This is a genomic window from Haemophilus influenzae, assembly GCF_003494325.1.
Taxonomy (GTDB): domain Bacteria; phylum Pseudomonadota; class Gammaproteobacteria; order Enterobacterales; family Pasteurellaceae; genus Haemophilus; species Haemophilus influenzae_I.
On record NZ_QQIK01000001.1, the window covers coordinates 236718 to 258660 of the forward strand.

Consider the following 21943-nt stretch of genomic DNA (forward strand, 5'->3'; position numbering starts at 1 on the left):
ATGTCGTCGTTTTTTTCGTTGATGCACAGATAAAGTCGCTAATCAAGTATGTTTCATTAATAAAATTAAAAATAGCACCTTGATAGGTGCTATTGTGCTTATAAAAATTAATGATTAAATTCAGCACCTAAACAAGGGCGAATTTTATTTAACATTTCTTTAATTACGCGTGATGGTGCAGCAATGATATTGCCACTGCGTAAGTAGCCGTTACCAGCATCAAAATCACAAACTAAGCCACCCGCTTCACGCACGATTAAATCGCCAGCAGCACAATCCCATGCTTTTAAGCCCATTTCAAAATAACCATCAATACGGTTTGACGCCACATAGCATAAATCCAATGCGGCAGAACCAGTACGACGGAAATCCGCAGCATCTTCAATTAAGGCATTCATCATTGCAAATTGAGCTGGCATTAATTTTGGTTGTTTGAATGGGAAACCAGTGGCTAAAATTGAACCTTGAATTTCACGTTTACTATCTACACGTAAACGTACTTCATTTAATTTTGCGCCTTCACCACGCACAGCGGTAAATAATTCATTACGGATTGGATCGTAAACAACCCCGACTTCAGTGCGATTTTTTACACGAACTGCGATAGACACAGAAAAGTGGGGAAGCCCTGTCATAAAATTACGAGTACCATCTAGCGGATCAATAATCCATTGTACATCGCTATCTTTGCCTTCAATTGCGCCTGTTTCTTCCGTAATAATTGTGTGATCAGGATAAGATTTACGAATAACTTCAATGATTTCTGCTTCAGACGCTTTATCAACGTTTGTTACATAATCATTAATACCTTTTTGTGTGCTTTCGATAGCATCACGACGTTCATAATTTTTAGCAATCACATTGCCCGCTTTTCGTGCCGCACGAATTGCGATATTTAACATTGGATTCATATTTCCACCAGCTTTTAAAGAACAGAAAAATTCCGTGCCATTATAGCGAGATTTGCCAAAATAACTAGTTGAAAATCATAAAACAGTGGTTTTTATAGGTTTTCAGAAAAACTTTGCGATACAGATCGCAAAAATAGTATGAAATGATTTTTCCATTAATTATTTACCATTAAAGTGCGGTGGAAAATTGGAGCGTTTTATGCAGAAAGGTATGACATTAGTGGAATTATTGATTGGGTTAGCCATTATCAGTATTGCGCTGAATTTTGCCGCGCCATTATGGCAAACGGATTCACCTAAAACGATTTTAGCCAAAGAGCAACATCGCCTGTATTTATTTCTACGCCAAATTCAGGCTCGGGCAGAAAATTCATCGGAAGTGTGGTTTTTACTTATCAATCGTAATCTTGCGACACAGCAATGGTGCTTAACGGCACAAGTAAAAAATAACCAAACTTGTGATTGTTTAAATCCGATAAATTGCCCGAAAGAGGTTTATGCTCATTTTTACTACCCTTATTTTCCTAACAAAACGATGATTCAAAGTCATCATATTTATCCAAAAGAAATCACGAGATTTGATGGCATTCGTAATACTATCGTTACTCGTTGCTTTATTTTGCAAGCTGAAAATGAACGTACGTTATTTTTATTTTTCAATGTTGGCAGTATTCGTTTGAAAACTAATCAATTTGATAGTGCTTGTAATTAATGATGAAAGTATTATTAAAAGGGCAAACCCTATTAGCGCTGATGATTTCACTGTCTTTGTCGTCTTTATTATTGCTAAGCATTTCGCATTTTTATGTGCAAATACAAACGCAAAATCAACACATGTTATTACATTTAAAGTTACAAGCTGAATTACAACGAACATTACAGTTAATAGGTAAAGATCTTCGCCGATTAGGATTTCGAGCATTAAATGCAAAACTGACGGAAAGCAATTTATCTTTATTTGAATTAGATGAACAAGGCACAGCTATTTTTATTAGCCAAGAAGATAATGCGCCACCTAATAGCTGCGTGTTGTTCTTTTATGATTTAAATAAAAATGGGTGTATTGGCAAAGGTTCGCCGAAAACCTGTATGAAAAAAGGTAAAAATACATCTAAAAGTAGTACTGAAGAATTATTCGGCTATAAAGTGAGTAACAAAATGATAAAAACCAAACTGACCTATCAAAGTGTTATTCCTACTAATTGCACGGCAGAAACTTGTAAACGTGCTTTTCAACAAACCGCTTGTAACGCTGGTGGTGGATGGGCAGATTTATTAGATAACAACGAATATGAAATCACTAGGTTACAATTTAATTGGTTAATTGAAGGCAAAGGATTAGAAATCAAGTTAAAAGGAAATTTAAAACAAACCCCAAATATCAGTTATGAAACATCCCTTGTTGTTGCACTATGGAATCAAAAATAACGGAATCAAAAATAATGACAATACAAAAAGGCATTATCACGCTGACTATTCTGATTTTTATTTCAGGTTTATTAACCGTAATCTTATTGTTGGATGACAGCCATTTAAGTTTTTTTCGTGCGCAACAAAATCAACGAAAACACTATGTGGAAAGAACATTACAACTGCAAAAAATGACCGCGACGAAAAAACAAACTGCCTGTATTGATTTACCCTTAAATAATAATGAAAGTGTGAAGCAAATCAGCATCGCCCTTGAGGGTGCCGCCGATGCAATTCAATATTTTCTTTGGTGTGAAAGAATGAGCCTATTTAAAAAATTGCCTAAAAAGGGAGATAATCAAGGTGCATTGAAAGATTTTGTGAGTGGCGAAAAACTTGCCTATTTTCGACCGCACTTTTCTTCCCCGCCCAAAATTTTAAACGCGAATAAAATGCCTAAACTGTATTGGTTTTCAGATTCACAAGCAGAAGTTGAAATTAATGGCACCGTATCTGCCGTATTAATTGCAGAGGGCGATTTAAAATTGACTGGCAAAGGGAGGATTAGTGGTGCAGTGATTACCAGTGGGAATTTAACTTTAGATGGCGTAACTTTAGCTTATGGGAAAAAGACGGTGGTTGCTTTAGTGCAACAATATAGTCAGTGGCAGTTAGCAGAAAAAAGTTGGAGTGATTTTAATGTTCAGGATGAATAAAGGAATGTCTTTTATTACATTGTTATTTTCTTTAGCTTTATTTAGCGTTTTATTTCTTGTTTTTAATCAATGGACGGCAAGCCAAAGAAAAAGTGCGGTGAAAACTTATCAAGATTTTCAGGCAATACAGATTGCGGAGAATCAAGCTCAACGCCAATTTTTAGGGTTAGCTTGTGAACAATTGATACAACAAAATGGCTTAACTTTTCGTATTCAATGTGAAAATGAACGTATTATTGTGCGTTATCCTACGAGTGAAATTTTGATAAAAACTCAGTAAAATGGCGTTGTTTTTTCTAGGTTAAATCATCAAAAGGTCGCCATTGTGTTCATTGTTTATTATTCCAATCAGCTTGAAAAACAAAAAGAAATTCTTTCTTCATTATTCAAATCTTTACCGCCTGAAGATCCTTTTCAACAAGATATTATCTTGGTACAAAGCCCTAATATGGCGCAATGGCTACAAATTGAACTTGCCAAAGAAACAGGTATTTCAGCAAACCTAAAATTTCCTATGCCAGCCAGTTTTATTTGGCAACTTTATGCACAAAATTTACCTGCAACGGCATTAGAGAACCCTTTTGATAAAGATTCAATGACATGGCGTTTAATGCGCTTAATCCCAATTTTTCTTGAGAAAGAAAATTTTTCGCCTCTACGCAATTATTTATCATCTTCGCCACATTCTGAACAATATAAACTTTATCAACTCAGCAGTAAAATAGCCGACTTATTTGACCAATATTTAGTTTATCGACCTGAATGGATTTTTGCTTGGGAAAAAGGCGAAGATGAACAAATCACTGATCAAATACAAAAACAGCAACCTAACTTAAACGATACTTTGTTTGCGCAAATTCAAGGCAATACAAAATGGCAAGGTGAGTTATGGCGTGCGTTGGTCGTCGATGTTAAATCAGATGTTAATGAAGCCACCCATCGAGCAGCTTTGCATAATCAATTCTTAGCCTTGCTTGCCGATAAAAAAGCACCGAAAAAATTACCTTCACGCATATTTATTTTTGGTATTCCTGCGCTTCCAACTGCTTATCTTAATATTTTGCAAGCGATATCCTCTGAAGTGGATATTCATTTATTTTTTAATAATCCTTGCCAAGAATATTGGGGAGATATTAGCGATTTACGCCTTGATTATTTGCGTTCTCGTCAGCGTTATCAATTCAATAAACAAGATGAAAATCAACCGCTCTTTTCCGAGGATCAACTTTCTCAACTAGAAAACGCTCAGTTTGACGTCACTTATCAAAAAGAAAACCTTCAACTAGGCAATCCATTACTGGCGGCTTGGGGAAAAATGGGACGAGATTTTCTCTATACATTGGTGAGAGATGAAGAACATATTCCAACTTATCCCGTCAATGCCTATCAAGAAATTGAGTCGAACAGTTTACTTGGACAATTACAGTCTCAAATTCTGCATTTAGAAAATAAACCGTTAAATATCGCAAAAAATGACCGCACTTTAACCCTACATTCTTGCCACAGTGCTATGCGAGAAGTGGAAGTATTGCACGATTATTTACTGGATTTATTCAATCAAGATCCTAACCTTACGCCAAAAGATGTGGTTGTTATGGTGGCAGATATTAACCAATACACACCCTATATTCAGGCAGTTTTCGGGCAAAAAAATGGGGATGCACCACAAATTCCATTTTCACTTTCGGATAATAAACTTTCAGAAAGCGATGTGTTGGTATCAAGTTACTTAACTTTATTAGGCTTAAAAGAAAGCAATTTTAGTGCAGAAGATGTCTTGGCATTGTTGGATATTCCTGCGATGCGAGAGCGATTTAATATTTCCCTTGCTGATTTACCATTAGTGCGAGAATGGGTAACGGATTCAGGGATTCGTGTCGGTCTGCAAAAAAATCAAGATGGCATCAATTTCAATTCTTGGCAGGCTGGATTAGAACGAATGATTTTAGGCTATGCGATGCGTGAAGAACAGGGCATTTGGCAAGATAGTCTGGGCTTAAACAGCAGTTATGGCTTAAAGGGCGAGCTTGCTGGAAATTTATCTCATTTTTTCACCGCACTTTCCGCGCTGCATGAAACGCTGCAACAAGCACATTCCATCGAAAAATGGCAAGAAATTTTAACCGCACTTTTATCGGATTTCTTCGTGCGAAATGAAGACACAAGCGACATGATTTTCTATATTCAAGAGAAAATTAATGAATTAGCTGAGCATCTAAAAACGCTCCATTTTAATGAAGAATTACAAGCAGAAGTGATCGCCGATGTCATCACAATGAAATTGGAAGATGCGCCAAATAGCCTCAAATTCCTTGCAGGAAAAGTAAATTTCTGCACCTTATTACCAATGCGTTCAGTGCCATTCAAAGTGGTTTGTTTACTTGGAATGAATGATGCGGATTACCCAAGAACACAAACACCAAACAGTTTTGATTTAATGCAATATCATTATCAAAAAGGCGATCGTGTTCGCCGTGATGATGATCGCTATTTGTTCTTAGAAGCCTTATTGGCAGCACGTGATTATTGCTATATCAGCTATGTTGGCCGTTCCATTACAGATAATCAACCGAAAGAACCTTCTGTATTGGTAAGCCAACTGTTGGATTATATTAATCAAGGGCAAAAGGAAAATGTCCTTACTGTCATTGAACATCCAATGACCGCATTTAGCCCAGATAATTTCAAATATAACGAAAAATTTACCCGCTCTTTTGCGACAAAATGGTTGCCAATAGCACAATTTGACACGGCGGCTAGCAATTCAGAATTTGCCGTCACTATGACAGAAAACCCAGAAAAAATCGAAGAAGTTGAACTGGATGCTTTAGTCAGCTTTGTGGAAAATCCAGTGAAATTTTTCTTTGAAAAACAACTCGGTGTTTATTTCCGCGATAAAGATGAACGCATTGCTGACAGTGAAAACTTCACTTTAAGTGGGTTAGATAATTATTCTCTCAATAATGACTTAATTTACCTTGATGAACAAAATTTTGCTGATTATTTTAGACAAGCAGAAGTAAAAGGCGTGTTACCGCGCGCAGAGTTTGGAAAGGTTTATGCTGAAAATATTCGTGACAATGTTTTAGAATTTAAAGAGAAAATAGCCGATCTTGGCGAGCCTAAACAGGCTTCTATAGATTTTAATATTGCCGTAGATTGGCAAAATGAAAATCAAGAAATTCGTCTATTTGGTTATATGGAGTCTTTATTTGGCGATGATTCACAAGTCATTCACTGGCATTTTGCGAAATACAAAGATCGTTATTGTATTCGTCCTTGGATTTATTATTTAATTCAATGTGTTACACAAGAAAATGCGGTACCAGCAAAATTAATTACGCAAGATAAGGTTCTCGAATTACCGCCTATTGAGCGTGAAGTTGCGCTTGCTCAATTACAAATTTACGTAAAAGATTATTTACAAAGTCAAATTGAAATCCAATTGGTGCCAACCATAAGAAATATTAATGATTTTATTGTAGACGATGAAAGTGCGGTAGATTTTGACAACGTTTTTGAAAAACTTCAGGCATTAACTGAAAGTAATGGTTTCGGGTCAAAAGCCGATCCATATTGGTCACGAGTATTAGCGCAGACCTCAAGATTTAAACAACCTGAAAATATTGCAAAATTATTAAAACAAACAAAAGCTTGGTTTGGCTTATTATTCGCACAAAAGAAGACAAGAAAGGCACAAAGCTAATCGTCAAATAACCTATTTTTTAGTAGAATAACCCCCTTTTATGGAGAATTATCTATGCACTGTCCATTTTGTGATACAGAAGAAACTAAAGTCATTGATAGCCGTTTAGTATCTGATGGTTATCAAGTTCGCCGCCGCCGTGAGTGCGGTCATTGTCACGAACGTTTTACTACTTTTGAAATGGCAGAATTAATCATACCGAAAATTATCAAAACTGATGGTACACGTGAGCCATTCAATGAAGATAAATTGCGCAGCGGTATTCAACACGCCTTAGAAAAACGTCCTGTAAGTGCAGATGATGTAGAAAAAGCAATTAATCACATAATTCTTCAACTGCGTGCAACTGGAGAACGTGAAGTGCCAAGTAAGTTAGTGGGTAAACTTGCGATGAATGAATTAAAAAAACTCGATAAAGTGGCTTATATTCGTTTTGCATCAGTCTATTTAAGTTTTGATGATATTGATCAATTCACTATCGAAATTGAAAAATTAAAGGATTAATTATGCTTGAATTCTCCTCACAAGATTACGTATTTATGCAACGTGCCTTAGATTTAGCCGCCAAAGGTCAATATACCACTACACCGAACCCATCGGTGGGATGCGTATTGGTTAAAAATGGTGAAATTGTGGGGGAGGGCTTTCATTTTAAGGCAGGACAACCTCATGCTGAACGTGTTGCTTTAGCTCAAGCTGGCGAAAATGCCAAAGGTGCAACCGCTTACGTCACCTTAGAGCCTTGCGCTCATTATGGTCGCACACCACCTTGTGCATTAGGATTAATTGAGGCGGGAGTAGTGAAAGTCATTGCGGCTATGCAAGATCCGAATCCTCAAGTCGCAGGAAAAGGTTTGAAAATGTTGTCTGATACTGGTATCGAAAGTGCGGTGAATTTATTAAACGATCAAGCGGAAAAAATAAATAAAGGCTTTTTAAAACGAATGCGTCAAGGTATGCCTTTTGTTCAACTCAAACTCGCCATGAGTTTAGATGGACGAACTGCAATGGCAAGTGGAGAAAGTAAATGGATTACGGGCCCAGATGCTCGTTCGGACGTACAAAAAATGCGAGCAAAATCATCCGCACTTTTATCTACTTCCACAACAGTCATTGCAGATGATCCAAGCCTTAATGTACGCTGGGATGAATTTCCTGAAAATCTTAAAACAGAATATAAAAAAGAAGATCTTCGCCAGCCTGTCCGAGTTATTTTAGATTCACAACATCGCATTCAGCCGACTCATAAACTTTTTTTAACCCATTCTCCTGTTTGGTTAGTCTCTAGTGAGCCACGAGATTTAACAGGCTTTCCTGATTTTTGTGAACAAATTATTCTTCCGAAAGAAAATTTACTAAAAGAATTAATGCGAGAACTGGGAAAACGACAAATCAATACCCTTTGGGTAGAAGCTGGAGCAAATTTAGCGGGCAGTTTAATTGATGCGAAATTAGTGGATGAATTGATTATTTACATTGCGCCAAAATTACTTGGAGACAATGCTCGTGGTCTATGCCAATTACCGAATTTAACTAAACTTGCCGATGCACCATTATGGCAACTCAATGAATTAGAACAAATCGGTGACGATATAAAATTAACTTACACACCGAAAGGAGTCTAAATGCTTAAAAAACTTTTCCATTCCGCACTTTGGGGCTTGGCTGCTGCGGGCGTGATTTTGTTTGCGGTTCCAAGACTGAATAACAGCAATATCTTCACTTCAGACGATATTATATCGTTCAAAAATGCTGTGCGTATTGCCTCTCCAGCAGTAGTGAATGTTTATAACCGCTCTTTTTCTTCCGCCAGCATTAATGATAATGATCAGCTACAAGTGAATAACTTAGGTTCTGGTGTGATTATGAGTAAAGATGGCTATATTCTGACGAATAAACACGTCATCCAAAATGCAGATCAAATTGTAGTAGCGTTGCAAAACGGAAATATTTTTGAGGCCAGTCTTGTTGGTTCAGATGATCTCACTGATCTCGCTGTTCTTAAAATTCGTGCAGATAATCTTTCAACTATTCCACAAAATTCAGCGCGTCAAGCTCACGTCGGCGATGTGGTATTAGCAATCGGTAATCCCTACAACTTAGGACAAAGCGTGTCTCAAGGAATCATTAGCGCAATCGGTCGTAATGCGGTAGGCGATTCGGTGGGCAGACAAAATTTTATTCAAACTGATGCTTCAATTAACCGCGGCAACTCAGGTGGCGCATTAATTAATTCTGCTGGGGAATTGGTTGGAATTAGCACGCTAAGTATTGGCAAAACCGCCAATGAAATCGCAGAAGGACTAAATTTTGCCATTCCAATAGATATTGCAAATGATGTACTACGTAAAATTATGCGTGATGGACGTGTGATTCGAGGTTATTTTGGTGTACAAAGTGATATTAGTTCAAGTAGTGAAGAAGGCATAGTTATCACAGACGTAAGCCCGAACAGCCCAGCTGCGAAATCAGGTATTCAAGTTGGCGATGTGATTTTGAAATTAAATAATCAAGAAGGTATTTCAGCCCGAGAAATGATGCAAATTATCGCAAATACAAAACCTAATTCAAAAGTTCTCGTCACCATTCTACGATTAGGCAAAATCTTACAAATTCCAGTTGTTATTGAAGAATTTCCAGTAAATTAAAAATAGCGGTCTATTTTGACCGCTGTTTTTATTATATTTAATACTTTCTTTTCAATTTGAAAATTTATTTGTTCTAACCCCTTTTCTGACATTTCGGGCAAAAGAAACTATTACGCTGTCCAATAATTAAACTTTCAATTTTTCCACCGCACTTTGGACAAGGTTTATCTTTATTGCCATATACCAATAATTCTTGTGCAAAATAACCTGGGCGACCATCGGGCTGTAAAAAATCTTTAAGTGTTGTTCCACCTTGAATAATGGCTTTTCTCAAAACATCTTTAATCGTGTTCACTAAAGAAAAACATTGATTGCGAGTCAAATTTTTAGCGAGTTTAAGGGGATGAATGCCGCAAATAAACAAACTTTCATTCGCATAAATATTTCCAACGCCCACTACCACAGCGTTATCCATCAAGAAAGTTTTAAGTGCGGTAGATTTTTGACGAGATTTTTTGAATAAATATTCTGCATTAAATTCATCAGAAAGTGGTTCAGGGCCTAACTTTAAGAAAAGATGAAAGTCATCTAGATTCTCCGTCCACAACCATGCACCGAAACGGCGAGGATCGTTATAGCGTAATAACTTGCCATTATTCACTACAATATCAATATGATCATGTTTATCTATTGCACTATCCTGTGGCACAATTCGCACCGAACCTGACATGCCCAAATGCCCGATGATATAGCCTTTTTCCGTGTGAATAATCAAATATTTTGCTCGACGAGTGAGATCGACAATTTTTACATTTTTAAGGGTTATCAATTCTTCTGATACAGCCCAGCGCAATTTAGGCTGGCGTACGACAACTTTCTCAATCGTAAAATTTTTAAGATAAGGGCTAATACCACGTAGTGCAGTTTCAACTTCGGGAAGTTCTGGCATAATTTTTAACTTAGTGAGTAGATTGAATAATGATATAAAGTGCGGTTAGTTTTATCATTTTTTATATTCTTTGAAAATTAAAATGATGAATATTTCAAAAATATAGGTAGTTATCTAATGGATAAAATTTATATATCTCGTTAATCTATGCTAAAAGATTTTTATTTTACAGAATAACCGCCTGTCTTTAGATACAAGCGGTTATTTTTTTGTGTTAATTGACTAACTAATTAATTAATCAATCAATGGGTGGTGTGTAAGTGCCATTTTTGATGTCGTCTTTAATACGATTTGCTTCTGTTAGTACTTGAGTTAATAACGCTTTAACATTTTCCAATGTTGCAATCGGGCTTAGGGTAGTCATTTTCAGTGATTGTTTGTCGCCTACTTTAGTCACGCCAATATTCGCTTCGCCTCGTGCAAAGAGTTCATCTGCCACGTTTTGGTTTAGTGCATCAATAAATTCAGCTGGATAGTCTTTTGGTACGACACGGAATAACACCGATGCAAACTGACTTGGTACAAGCATCTCTAAGGCTGGAGTATCGTTGATGTATTGCTCGACTTCTTTGGTTAGTTTTACGCCGTGATCGATCATTGAAGCGTAAAGATCTTCGCCCAATGCTTCAAGGGTAAACCATAATTTTAATGCGTCAAAACGACGAGTTGTTTGTAGCGATTTTGCCACTAAGTTTGGCACGCCGTGAGCTTCATCATATTCCGAATTGAGATAATCAGCTTTGTAATCGATGAAGCGATAGTTTGCTGGATCCTTGAGCAAAAATGCACCACAGGAAATGGTTTGGAAGAAGTGTTTGTGGAAATCTAGCGTGATTGAGTCGGTTAATTCAATACCAGCTAAGAAATGGCGATAATCTTTGGAAAGCAATAATGCGCCACCCCAAGCAGCATCAACGTGTAACCACGCTTGATATTCATCGGCAAGTTTGCGGATTGCTTTTAAGTCATCAATTGCACCCGCATCTGTTGTGCCTGCGGTAGCAACAATACAGGCAGTAATTTTGCCTTCGGCTTTAAGCTGTGCAAGTGTTTGCTTAAGTGCAATCACATCTATTTGTGCATTGGTATTTGATGGCACAGTAACGACTGATTGGAAACCCATTCCCATCATTGCCATATTTTTTTGTACAGAGAAGTGTGCGTTTTCTGAACAAATTACTTTCACTTTTTGCATTGCTTCCGCTGGAATACCATCACGTTGTACTGACCATTCGGAGCCATCATTATTTTTCCAATGTTTCGCAATCGCCCAATCGCGAGCCAGCAACACACCCATTAAATTTGATTGCGTGCCACCAGATGTAAATACACCTGAAGTGCCTTCGCCGTAGCCTGCTTTTTGGCGTAGCCAGTCGATCACATGCTCCTCCATAATTGAACCTGCTGGGCTTTGATCCCACGAATCCATTGATTGGTTGGTCGCATTAATCAGTACTTCCGCAATTTGACTTGCCACCATTGTTGGGCAATGTAAATGGGCAAGTGAGTGTGGATGATGCACTTTAAGGCTTGGATTAAGGAAAATTTCTACCAAATGATCGAGTGATTTCTGTACACCCATACCCTCTTTCGTCGGATTAAAACCGCTTATTAAGGCTCGCATTTGTTTGATTGAACCGCCGGTGTACATTTTTTCATTTTTCAGCCAAGCAGAGACTGCTTGCACCGCATTATGCATTGCTGTTTCATAATCGTTAATGGCTTCGTTATCGTTGCAAAACAAAGCTTGTTTGTGTTGTTTGAGGTTTGACATAATTATTCCTAGATATGAATTACACCCAATTTTCTGTACGTAATGCTATAACTCGCTCAAATTCTCTTAAATTGTTACTAACCAGAATTAACCCTTCACTACGAGCATGAGCCGCTATATGAATATCATTTTCGCCAATCAATTTCCCTTGTTTAGAGAGTTCAGCTTTAATATTGCCGAAATGAGCTGCATGCTTTGGTTGGTAATCTAAAATGGTGAGGCGTGATAAGAAATCTTCAATAACCGCAATGTTTCTTTCGGGATATTCGCTTTTTTCAGCTCCATAATAGAGTTCAGCCACAGTAATGCTACTCACGCACATTTTTCCTGCATTTTGATTAAAGCGAGAAAGAATTTCCAATGGCCTACGCTTAATCACGTAAATCACAATGTTAGTATCAAGCATATATTTCAACACTATAAAGCCTCACGCTCTGGTTGAAATGCAATTTCTCGTTCATTCATAAAATCATCGCTAACTGCTTGATCATTCAAGAAAAAACTATCCCAAGATTGGTTGAGAGGCGATAAAATCCGATCACTGCCCGATACACGAACCGATAATTTTTTGATTTCTTCAGAAAAGCGAACTTCAGCGGGCAAACGCACAGCTTGACTTCGATTAGTCATAAAAACAGAGGCTTCAATCATAGTTATTCCTTATGCTTAATTGTATATAGCATAAGTATATCCCAGTTTTATACAGTTGAGTAGAAAAAAGGTGGGATTTCCCTACCATTTTGAATTTACAAGCGGTCAAAATTCGCAAAACATTTGCAAAATCAGACCGCTTTTAATTAACTACGCACCACTTTCAATGCGTCTACAACAGATTGTTTGAAGCGTTTGATAAATTCTTCGCATTCATTTTGGTTGATGTTTACCGCACAAAGCACGCGAACCACGTTGCCACCGCGTCCGCCACGTTCGAGCAAGAGTTTGTTTTTGAAGCAAGTTTTTTGGATTGCTGCCGCTAATTCACAATCGCGCGGGTAAGCCCCTGTCGCATCTTTCGATTGGCGTTCGTCTACAATATCGATACCCATCATTAAGCCACGACCACGTACGTTGCCGATGCACGGATATTCTTTGCTTAATTCACGTAATGCGTTGGTTAAGTATTCACCACGCTCTTGGGCATTTTGTGCGAGGTTTTCATCACGCATAATTTTAAGTGAAGCGTAACCTGTCGCCATCGCTAATTGATTGCCACGAAATGTACCTGTATGTCCTGCAGGTTGCCAAGCATCAAATTCTTTACGAATAGCTAATACAGCTAATGGTAAGCTGCCACCAACTGCTTTTGACATCACAATAATATCAGGCTCAATGCCTGCGTGTTCAAAGGCGAACATTTTTCCAGAACGGCAGAAACCAGCTTGCACTTCATCGACGATCATTAAAATGCCGTGTTTTTGGGTTACTTCACGTACTTTTTGTAAGAAGCTTATTGGTGCTGGAACAACGCCGCCTTCTCCTTGGATTGCTTCTAAAATTACTGCAGCTGGTTTTACTACGCCACTTTCTACATCTTCGATGAAGTTCTCAAAGTAATGTTCAACTGCTTTCGCGCCTGCTTCGCCACCAATGCCAAATGGGCAGCGGTATTCGTGTGGATATGGCATAAATTGTACGCCAGGCATTAAATTTTCAACGGCATTTTTTGCACCAAGATTACCCGTTAAGGCTAATGCCCCTTGGGTCATACCGTGAAAACCGCCAGAGAAAGCAATGATATTGCCACGCCCTGTGTAAGTTTTGGCTAATTTGATGGCTGCTTCATTTGCATCTGCACCAGAAGGGCCTGTGAATTGTAAGATATATTTATCTTTCGGGAAGAATGACAATAATTCTTCACTAAACGCATCTTTAAGTGGAGTGGTTAAATCTAAAGTGTGTAACGGCAATCCGCTATCTAATACGTCTTTAATGGCTTGCATTAATATAGGATGATTATGTCCTAATGCAAGGGTTCCTGCGCCTGCTAAAAAGTCTAGGTATTCATTACCTTCAACATCAGTAACCCAACAGCCTTGTGCTTTTGCATAGGCAAAAGGTAATTTACGAGGATAACTACGTACGTTGGATTCCATTACATCTTGGCGATCTAAAAAATGTTGGTTTGAAGCAAGAATTGCTTGTACAGGGGTAATCATTGTCATTTTTGATTAAAACCTTCTAAAAGAGGTGAAAAAAATAAGTCGGGTGCCTTGCGATAAATTTACTGTTTATAAAACAGACACATAGGGCATTTGACTCGCTACTTATTAAAAAAAGCGTTTCAGCTTTTTTGTTTTTACCCTAGTTTGCCCATTGGACGGGCTAGGTTGGAAACAGGTTTTGATGTAGGGTTACGTCAAAACGGGGACAATTGTATATTCTTTTTGCAATATGAAAAGCAAATTTAGCTTCTTACGAGTCAAACGGCTAAATAAAAAGCAAACGTTTCTAATAAGAACAAATAAAAAACCCGAGTTTCTACTCGGGTTTAAAATAATTAAATCAATATTATTTGATTTTTGCTTCTTTATAGATAACGTGTTTACGCACTACTGGATCAAATTTTTTGATTTCCATTTTTTCAGGCATATTACGTTTGTTTTTATCAGTTGTGTAGAAGTGACCTGTCTCTGCAGTAGAAACTAAACGGATTTTCTCACGAGTGCCTTTAGCTGCCATTTTTTAGCTCCTTAGATTTTTTCGCCACGAGCACGGATTTCAGCTAATACTGCATCAATGCCTTTTTTATCAATGATACGCATACCTTTCGCAGTTAAACGTAAGGTTACGAAACGGTTTTCACTTTCAACCCAAAAACGGTGAGTGTGAAGGTTTGGAAGAAAACGACGACGTGTCGCATTCATTGCGTGTGAGCGGTTATTACCCACAGCTGGACGCTTGCCTGTTACTTGACAAACTCTAGACATAATAATCTCCAATAATTAAATATAAGCTCGAGCTTACGGTTCGGATTGTTTAAAGCTGGTTAAACCTAGCTTGCTACCTCGTCAGGTCGCGCTAATCCGACCCGCTTACTATATTAAAGGTCGCAAATTATACTGACTTTGTTTTCATTTCTCAAGTGTAAATGCGATTTTCCTGAATGTAATCGGTAAAAAAATGGTCAATATTATAAAAATTTATAATAAACAATTCTCCGCGAAAGAATAACAATCGCTTTTCCCTACAATTAAATGATCAAGCACGCGAATTTCCATTAGTTCAGCCGCATCTTGAATTTTTTTAGTAATAAGCTGATCCGAATAACTCGGCTCCGTTATACCTGAAGGATGATTATGTGCCAAAATTAAAGCTGCCGCATTACAATAGAGTGCTTCTTTAATAATTTCTCGCGGATAAACCGCTGATACATTAATTGTACCTAAAAATAACCGCTCTTTTTTAATCAAACGATGTTGATTATCTAAAAATAAAACTATAAATACTTCTCTTTCCTCGTGTTGCAATTCAGTGAGTAAAAAAAGTTTTACCGTTTCAGGATCATTAATAATCGGCGTACTTAACATATCTTGCTTTAAATAACGCTTGGTCATTTCCGTAATCGCTTGCAGTTGAATAAATTGCGTAATACCTAAGCCTTTTACAGAACAGAAAGCTTTTTTATCTGCGGAAAGTAAAGCGTGCAAGGAGCCAAAATGCGTTAATACATTTTTAGAAAGTGACATAACAGGACAACCTTTGATACCAGTGCGTAAAAAAATCGCAAGTAGTTCATAATCACTTAATGCTTTTGCTCCGAATGCCAGCAATTTTTCCCGTGGCATTAATTCATCATTGTTTTCCATATATTTATAAAAGAAAAATAAGAAAGATTTTGACCGCACTTTTTAGGTTTGACGAGCAAGTGATTCAAAATCTGCGATGCATATCGTAAAAATAGCGTTGGGCATTCAATAAAATTAAAGTAAAATAACGAAATTGTGGCTAAGTACTAACAAAGGTTGAAACATGAAATTAAACGGAAGGCATATTGTAGTCGGCATAACTGGCGGTATTGCAGCCTATAAAACAATAGAGTTGATTCGTTTGTTACGCAAAGCAGAAGCCGAAGTACGTGTAGTATTAACCCCAGCTGCAGCAGAATTTGTTACACCTTTGACACTTCAAGCCATTTCTGGCAATGCTGTATCGCAATCTTTACTTGATCCTCAAGCTGAACTTGCAATGGGTCATATTGAACTTGCCAAATGGGCTGATGCCATTATTATTGCACCAGCTAGTGCAGACTTTATTGCCCGTCTTACTATCGGCATGGCGAATGATTTACTTTCAACAATTTGTCTTGCGACTAATGCGCCAATTTTTCTTGCGCCAGCAATGAATCAGCAGATGTATCACCAATCCATTACTCAACAAAATTTAACGACTCTTCAAACACGTGGGATTGAGCTTATCGGCCCCAATAGTGGTTTTCAAGCTTGCGGCGATATGGGGAAAGGGCGTATGTCAGAACCAGAGGAAATTTTTACCGCACTTTCTGACTTTTTCTCTCAAAAACAAGATCTACAAGGATTAAATGTCGCCATTACAGCAGGCCCAACGCGTGAGGCAATCGATCCCGTTCGTTATATTTCTAACCATAGTTCAGGGAAAATGGGATTTGCGATTGCTGAAGCATTTGCCAAACGTGGGGCAAACGTCACACTGATTGCAGGGCCAGTGAATTTAACAACACCAAAAAATGTAAATCGAATTAATGTCATCTCAGCACAAGAAATGTGGCAAGCCTCTCTTGAAAGTGCGGTAAAAAATCAAATTTTTATTGGTTGTGCGGCTGTTGCTGATTACAGAGTAGCTGAAGTTGCAGAACAAAAAATCAAAAAATCTGGCGATGAAATATCTATCAAATTAATTAAAAATCCCGATATTATCTCAGATGTAGGACATTTAAAGACACATCGTCCTTTTACTGTTGGATTTGCAGCCGAAACCCAAAATATTGATGATTATGCAAAAGATAAACTTGAACGCAAAAATCTTGATATGATTTGTGCCAACGATGTATCTGGCGGACAAGTTTTTAACGCGGATGAAAATGCCTTGCAGCTTTTTTGGAAAAATGGTCATAAAAAATTATCGCTAAAATCAAAAGTAGAACTTGCCGCTGATTTAGTCAATGAAATCATCGAACGCTATCAAAAAACCTTATAATTCCAACCGCACTTTTACCTAAAAATGAATTTCAAACGGAGTATTAAATGAAAAAAATTGACGTAAAAATTTTAGATTCTCGCATTGGTAATGAATTTCCTTTGCCAACTTATGCAACTGAAGGTTCAGCAGGCCTTGATTTACGTGCGTTGATCGATGAAAGCTTTGAAATTCAACCAGGCGAAACCAAATTAATTCCGACAGGGCTATCAATTTATATTGCGGATCCCAATTTAGCTGCCGTGATTTTGCCTCGCTCGGGTCTTGGCCATAAACACGGCATTGTGTTAGGAAACCTTGTGGGATTAATTGACTCCGATTATCAAGGGCCATTAATGGTATCAATGTGGAACCGTGGAAATGAACCATTCAAAATTGAAGTCGGCGATCGTATTGCTCAACTTGTTTTCGTGCCAGTAGTACAAGCTGAATTTAATATTGTAGAAGATTTTCAACAAACCGAACGTGGAGAAGGCGGTTTCGGTCATTCAGGTAAACAATAATTTATGGTAGAAGAACAATTATCTTTATCAGGCGTAGAAGAAATTGCGCCTAAAATTGAAACACCGAAAATTGAAAAAAGAACGGTAAAAGAACGTCGTCAGCAAGTGCTTACAGTATTGATACATATGCTTCATTCTGAACGTGGAATGGAAAGAATGACAACCGCTCGTCTAGCAAAAGAAGTTGGTGTGTCGGAAGCTGCGTTATATCGTTACTTTCCAAGCAAAACAAAAATGTTTGAAGCACTAATTGAACATATTGAAAGTACTTTGCTGAGCCGAATTACAGCGTCAATGCGTAACGAAACTCAAACAATGAATCGCATTCACGACATTTTACAAACAATTTTGGATTTTGCTCGAAAAAATCCTGGCTTAACACGTGTTTTAACAGGTCACGCGTTAATGTTTGAAGAAGCGCAATTACAAGCACGTGTGGCACAATTTTTCGATCGTCTTGAGATGCAGTTTGTCAATATTTTGCAAATGCGTAAATTACGTGAAGGGCGTGCTTTCAACGTGGATGAACGTATAATTGCCTCACATTTAGTGACACTCTGCGAAGGACAATTTATGCGCTATGTTCGTACAAATTTCCGTCTGAATTCAAGTCAGTCTTTTGAACAACAATGGCGTTTTATCGAGCCACTTTTTGCCTAATTGACTTTACCGAGTAAATATATGATTATTCCTTGGCAAGAACTAGAAGCAGAAACATTAGATAATATCGTAGAAAGCGTGATTTTACGCGAAGGAACCGATTACGGTATAGAAGAACTTTCACTCAACCAGAAAAAACAACTTTTACTGACTCAAATTCGCAATGGAATTGCGTTGATTGTATGGTCTGAATTACATGAATCCATTGACATCAAAAATAAAACGGAATTTTTGAAACAGGAATGTAAGGAGCAAGAATGTCAAATGAATTAACCGAAATTGATGAAGTTGTAACCTCCTCTCAAGAAGAAGCAACTCAACGAGATCCCGTTTTAGATTGGTTTCTTACTCACTGCCATTTGCATAAGTATCCTGCAAAATCAACTTTAATTCATGCTGGGGAAGATGCGACCACGCTGTATTATGTAATTAAAGGTTCTGTAATGGTATCTTCAAAAGATGATGAAGGCAAAGAGATGATCCTCACTTACTTAGGTGCAGGACAATTTTTTGGCGAAGCGGGATTATTTGATGAAGGTTCAAAACGATCAGCTTGGGTAAAAACAAAAACAACATGTGAAATTGCTGAAATTTCCTATAAGAAATATCGCCAGTTGATTCAGGCAAACCCTGAAATCTTAATGTTTCTCACTGCACAATTGGCAAGACGTTTGCAAAATACATCACGTCAAGTCACGAATTTGGCATTTTTAGACGTCGCGGGTCGCATCGCTCAAACTTTAATGAACTTAGCTAAACAGCCTGAAGCAATGACGCATCCTGATGGTATGCAAATCAAAATTACACGCCAAGAAATAGGGCAAATGGTGGGTTGTTCACGAGAAACTGTGGGGCGCATTATTAAGATGTTGGAGGATCAGAATCTTATCCACGCTCATGGAAAAACAATCGTTGTATATGGCGCAAGATAATTTTTCATCATAATTTATTCAAAATAAAACCATCCGAAATTAATTTGGGTGGTTTTTGTTTAATTGGAAATAATATTCAAAACATTAATTGACAATTAATATAAAGGATTTTATCATTGCTCCACTTCTTACGGATATTGTAGGAAGACAGGATTGGTCTCCTGATATAGTGGCTTTAAAGGTTTAAACCTTATTGCATAGTTTTATGCTGCAAAAGCTAGAACACCGAGATGCATTTTTTAATCTATGGTGGACTGGGTAGAAATCCCGCAGGGATGCGTGCAGTAAGCCACTTGCTGTTAAGACCAATTCTGCTTAGTTCCACCACCCTTCTTTCAAATTCCCTAGCCTTTTCTAGCTTACCTTAATTAATCTTTTTTCTTTCTAGTAAAACTAATACTTCATAGTGAGATGTTTGCGGAAACATATCAAAAAGTTGAATTTTCAATGGTTTATAACAAGTTAGATGCTGTAAATCTTTACCCATTGTCATGGCATTACAGCTGGAATACAAGATAAAGTGCGGTTGAATTTGGTTGAGAAATTCACTTAATTCCTTTCCAATTCCACGACGCGGCGGATTTACAATCACAAGATCTGGCTTATTTTCATTTTTATTTTTATTTTTATTTTTATTTTTATTTTTATTTTCAATCACGCTTGCTGCATTTAGAGATTGGAAATTTACATGTTCTAAACCTAATATTTTCGCAGAATTACTGGCTGCCAAAATAGCAGAGGAAGAAATTTCAATTCCTGTTAATTTAATGGGTTTTCCCCATTTTTCCTGCAACGCTTTAGCACAATGTAAGCCAAATCCCCCTACGCCACAAAATAAATCCCACAGGTTATAAATAGGGAATTCAGCCACCCATTGTTGAGCGGTTGCATATAAACCTGCAGCCACTTTAGGGTTAGTTTGAAAGAAGCCTTGTGGACGAATAAAGAGTGGAATACCGTTAAAATTTTCAGGCAAAAATTGTTGTTCTGTCAGAAAAATTTCTTGTTCACCTTCTAAGATGGCTGCGTGTTGTGGTTGTAAATTAATGCTAACCACTTCTAAGTGCGGTAATTTTTCCAATAATTTGGGCAATTCTCGACGAATTAATGGCAATTTATTTTCTGTACGTAACACAAAACGCAACATCAATTTTTCCGTCGCGATACTTTCTGTCAGCAAAATATATTTAAGCTCGCCTTTTTGTTTAGCAATGTTATAAGGTACTAAACCTGCGCGACCAATAAAATCTTTGAGAATTGAAAAAATTGCTGAAAAATGTGTAGGATAAAGAGGGCAATCACACAAATCAATCGCACTTTGTGGATCATTAGGATTTTTTAAAATGCCAAGTATTGGGCGTTCAACACTACCACTAACAACCATTTTAGCTTTATTACGAAAGCCTTGTTCATTAGATTGAAAAGGAGCCACCCATTGAGCTTCATCGTAATTAATAGAAATCAGTTGCTGCTTTAAATGATATTGTTTTTCAGTTAGCTGCTGACTATAAGGTATTTCAAGCCATTGACAAGAACGACATTCATTTTGTTGATAGTATCGACAATCAATCATTTTTTTGCTGCCTGAATGTCTAACCAACGATGTTGAATATCAGCTAATTTTTGATAATTAAGTCTCCAACGTTGATCTGAAATTAAGTCGTTCCAATTAATCACTCTACGTTTAAATAAACTTTGTAAGCGAGCTTGACGAGCCATAAAGTGCGGTTGATTTTTAGCCAGTTTTAGGTTATCCACCACTTGAATTACGCCCTCACGTTCATTACACAGTAATAAAAGATCGCAACCTGCATTGAGTGCTTTTTTACTACGCTCTACAAAATTCCCCATTACTCCCGCGCCTTTCATACCGAGATCATCGGAAAAAATTGTACCTTGGAAATTTAATTTCTTGCGTAAAATTTCTTTCAACCAATATTTTGAACCACTTGCAGGCTGACTATCACATTGCGAATAAATCACGTGAGCAGGCATAATCGCATCGAGTTTATTTTGTGAAATCAACTGTTGGAAAGGTTGGAGATCGCAACTAAAAATTTCGTCTTTTGTACGATCATCATAAGGTGTTTCTAAGTGAGAATCGGCTAATACATGACCATGACCGGGAAAATGTTTACCTGTAGATGCCATACCTGCTTGATGCATACCATCAATAAAAGCGGTGGCTAAATTTACCGCACTTTTTACATCAGATGAAAAACTGCGATCACCAATCGCTCGACATTCATGCCCCAAATCCAACACAGGAGCAAAACTCAAGTCAATATCCAAGGCAATCATTTCTGCTGCCATTTGCCAACCTGCTTCTTTAGCAAAACTCACTTGTTCAGTTGCTGACAGAGTTTCTTGAAAAGCCTGCATTGAAGGTAACATTGTAAATCCATCACGGAAACGTTGAACTCGTCCACCTTCTTGATCCACCGTAATTAATAAAGGCTTTTTCACTCGTTGGCGAACAGAACGAATTAATTCTTGAATTTGTTCTCTGTTTTCAAAATTTCGAGTAAATAAAATTAATCCTGCAACAAGAGGGTGAGAAAGTAACTCAACTTCCTCTTGTTCCAACTCTTTTCCGTTTAAATCAATTAACAACGAGCTCAT

Annotated in this window: 24 protein-coding genes; 13 read left to right on the plus strand and 11 right to left on the minus strand. The window is 37.5% G+C overall.

Features of this window, described 5'->3' with window-relative positions; all coding sequences use genetic code 11:
• Positions 1–107 precede the first annotated feature (107 nt).
• Positions 108–911: an inositol-1-monophosphatase gene (gene suhB, locus DV356_RS01235; protein WP_005664157.1), complete on the minus strand. Its 804-nt coding sequence runs from the start codon at positions 909–911 to the stop codon at positions 108–110.
• Positions 912–1110: 199 nt separating this feature from the next.
• Here suhB and DV356_RS01240 point away from each other — a divergent pair, with 199 nt between their 5' ends.
• Genes DV356_RS01240 through degS form a run of 8 tightly spaced genes read left to right on the plus strand, consistent with a single transcriptional unit; the run spans position 1111 to position 9391 of the window.
• On the plus strand, positions 1111–1623 hold the full coding sequence (locus DV356_RS01240) for a pilus assembly FimT family protein (protein ID WP_112103684.1): 513 nt from the start codon (positions 1111–1113) through the stop codon (positions 1621–1623).
• Positions 1623–2339, plus strand: a complete 717-nt coding sequence (locus DV356_RS01245) for a PulJ/GspJ family protein (RefSeq protein ID WP_005651546.1) — start codon at positions 1623–1625, stop codon at positions 2337–2339. The genes DV356_RS01240 and DV356_RS01245 overlap by 1 nt, the downstream gene beginning before the upstream one ends.
• Before the next feature lie 14 nt (positions 2340–2353).
• Complete coding sequence (locus DV356_RS01250) at positions 2354–3037, plus strand: DUF2572 family protein (RefSeq protein WP_112103685.1); 684 nt, start codon at positions 2354–2356, stop codon at positions 3035–3037.
• On the plus strand, positions 3030–3317 hold the full coding sequence (locus tag DV356_RS01255; RefSeq protein WP_012055313.1) for a DUF5374 domain-containing protein: 288 nt from the start codon (positions 3030–3032) through the stop codon (positions 3315–3317). Before DV356_RS01250 ends, DV356_RS01255 begins: the two co-directional genes overlap by 8 nt.
• A 45-nt stretch (positions 3318–3362) precedes the next feature.
• Positions 3363–6743, plus strand: a complete 3381-nt coding sequence (gene recC / locus DV356_RS01260) for an exodeoxyribonuclease V subunit gamma (protein WP_112103686.1) — start codon at positions 3363–3365, stop codon at positions 6741–6743.
• A 54-nt stretch (positions 6744–6797) separates the two neighbouring features.
• Positions 6798–7247: a transcriptional regulator NrdR gene (gene nrdR / locus DV356_RS01265; RefSeq protein WP_005648026.1), complete on the plus strand. Its 450-nt coding sequence runs from the start codon at positions 6798–6800 to the stop codon at positions 7245–7247.
• Positions 7248–7249: 2 nt separating this feature from the next.
• Complete coding sequence (gene ribD, locus DV356_RS01270; protein ID WP_112103687.1) at positions 7250–8368, plus strand: bifunctional diaminohydroxyphosphoribosylaminopyrimidine deaminase/5-amino-6-(5-phosphoribosylamino)uracil reductase RibD; 1119 nt, start codon at positions 7250–7252, stop codon at positions 8366–8368.
• Positions 8369–9391, plus strand: a complete 1023-nt coding sequence (gene degS / locus DV356_RS01275) for an outer membrane-stress sensor serine endopeptidase DegS (RefSeq protein WP_005693292.1) — start codon at positions 8369–8371, stop codon at positions 9389–9391.
• A 73-nt stretch (positions 9392–9464) separates the two neighbouring features.
• On the opposite strand, the gene mutM is transcribed toward degS, so the two are convergent.
• The 8 genes from mutM to radC all read right to left on the minus strand — a co-directional run bounded on the left by mutM (position 9465) and on the right by radC (position 15860).
• Positions 9465–10280 (minus strand): DNA-formamidopyrimidine glycosylase, encoded by an 816-nt coding sequence (gene mutM, locus DV356_RS01280; RefSeq protein ID WP_005648023.1) that lies wholly within the window; start codon positions 10278–10280, stop codon positions 9465–9467.
• A gap of 238 nt (positions 10281–10518) precedes the next feature.
• Entirely contained in the window at positions 10519–12054 is a 1536-nt protein-coding gene (gene ddc / locus DV356_RS01285; RefSeq protein WP_112119048.1) for an L-2,4-diaminobutyrate decarboxylase, read from the minus strand.
• A 19-nt stretch (positions 12055–12073) separates the two neighbouring features.
• On the minus strand, positions 12074–12472 hold the full coding sequence (gene vapC, locus DV356_RS01290) for a type II toxin-antitoxin system tRNA(fMet)-specific endonuclease VapC (protein WP_005651560.1): 399 nt from the start codon (positions 12470–12472) through the stop codon (positions 12074–12076).
• Positions 12472–12705: a type II toxin-antitoxin system antitoxin VapB2 gene (gene vapB2 / locus DV356_RS01295; protein WP_005648011.1), complete on the minus strand. Its 234-nt coding sequence runs from the start codon at positions 12703–12705 to the stop codon at positions 12472–12474. Before vapB2 ends, vapC begins: the two co-directional genes overlap by 1 nt.
• A gap of 146 nt (positions 12706–12851) precedes the next feature.
• The gene (locus DV356_RS01300) at positions 12852–14216 is read right to left on the minus strand and encodes a diaminobutyrate--2-oxoglutarate transaminase (RefSeq protein WP_112103689.1); all 1365 of its coding nucleotides are present in this window, start codon (positions 14214–14216) and stop codon (positions 12852–12854) included.
• A gap of 346 nt (positions 14217–14562) precedes the next feature.
• Positions 14563–14733: a 50S ribosomal protein L33 gene (rpmG, locus tag DV356_RS01305; RefSeq protein ID WP_005648006.1), complete on the minus strand. Its 171-nt coding sequence runs from the start codon at positions 14731–14733 to the stop codon at positions 14563–14565.
• Positions 14734–14744: 11 nt separating this feature from the next.
• Positions 14745–14981: a 50S ribosomal protein L28 gene (rpmB, locus tag DV356_RS01310; RefSeq protein ID WP_005542826.1), complete on the minus strand. Its 237-nt coding sequence runs from the start codon at positions 14979–14981 to the stop codon at positions 14745–14747.
• Between the two features lie 213 nt (positions 14982–15194).
• Entirely contained in the window at positions 15195–15860 is a 666-nt protein-coding gene (gene radC / locus DV356_RS01315; protein WP_105894713.1) for a RadC family protein, read from the minus strand.
• 163 nt (positions 15861–16023) lie between these two features.
• On the opposite strand from radC, the gene coaBC reads away from it, so the two are divergent.
• Genes coaBC through crp form a run of 5 tightly spaced genes read left to right on the plus strand, consistent with a single transcriptional unit; the run spans position 16024 to position 19321 of the window.
• On the plus strand, positions 16024–17226 hold the full coding sequence (gene coaBC / locus DV356_RS01320; protein WP_118806414.1) for a bifunctional phosphopantothenoylcysteine decarboxylase/phosphopantothenate--cysteine ligase CoaBC: 1203 nt from the start codon (positions 16024–16026) through the stop codon (positions 17224–17226).
• 47 nt (positions 17227–17273) lie between these two features.
• A complete protein-coding gene (dut, locus tag DV356_RS01325; RefSeq protein ID WP_005631431.1) occupies positions 17274–17729 on the plus strand; it encodes a dUTP diphosphatase in 456 nt (151 codons plus the stop codon).
• A 3-nt stretch (positions 17730–17732) separates the two neighbouring features.
• Positions 17733–18389, plus strand: coding sequence for a nucleoid occlusion factor SlmA (slmA, locus tag DV356_RS01330; RefSeq protein ID WP_005648000.1), 657 nt, complete (start codon positions 17733–17735; stop codon positions 18387–18389).
• A 21-nt stretch (positions 18390–18410) separates the two neighbouring features.
• Entirely contained in the window at positions 18411–18662 is a 252-nt protein-coding gene (locus tag DV356_RS01335; RefSeq protein WP_005647999.1) for a YheU family protein, read from the plus strand.
• Positions 18647–19321, plus strand: a complete 675-nt coding sequence (gene crp, locus DV356_RS01340; RefSeq protein WP_005647998.1) for a cAMP-activated global transcriptional regulator CRP — start codon at positions 18647–18649, stop codon at positions 19319–19321. Before DV356_RS01335 ends, crp begins: the two co-directional genes overlap by 16 nt.
• Before the next feature lie 364 nt (positions 19322–19685).
• Here crp and rlmC read toward each other — a convergent pair whose 3' ends face one another.
• Both rlmC and nagZ read right to left on the minus strand, forming a co-directional pair.
• On the minus strand, positions 19686–20894 hold the full coding sequence (gene rlmC / locus DV356_RS01345) for a 23S rRNA (uracil(747)-C(5))-methyltransferase RlmC (RefSeq protein WP_118806415.1): 1209 nt from the start codon (positions 20892–20894) through the stop codon (positions 19686–19688).
• Positions 20891–21943: a beta-N-acetylhexosaminidase gene (gene nagZ, locus DV356_RS01350; protein ID WP_118806416.1), complete on the minus strand. Its 1053-nt coding sequence runs from the start codon at positions 21941–21943 to the stop codon at positions 20891–20893. The genes rlmC and nagZ overlap by 4 nt, the downstream gene beginning before the upstream one ends.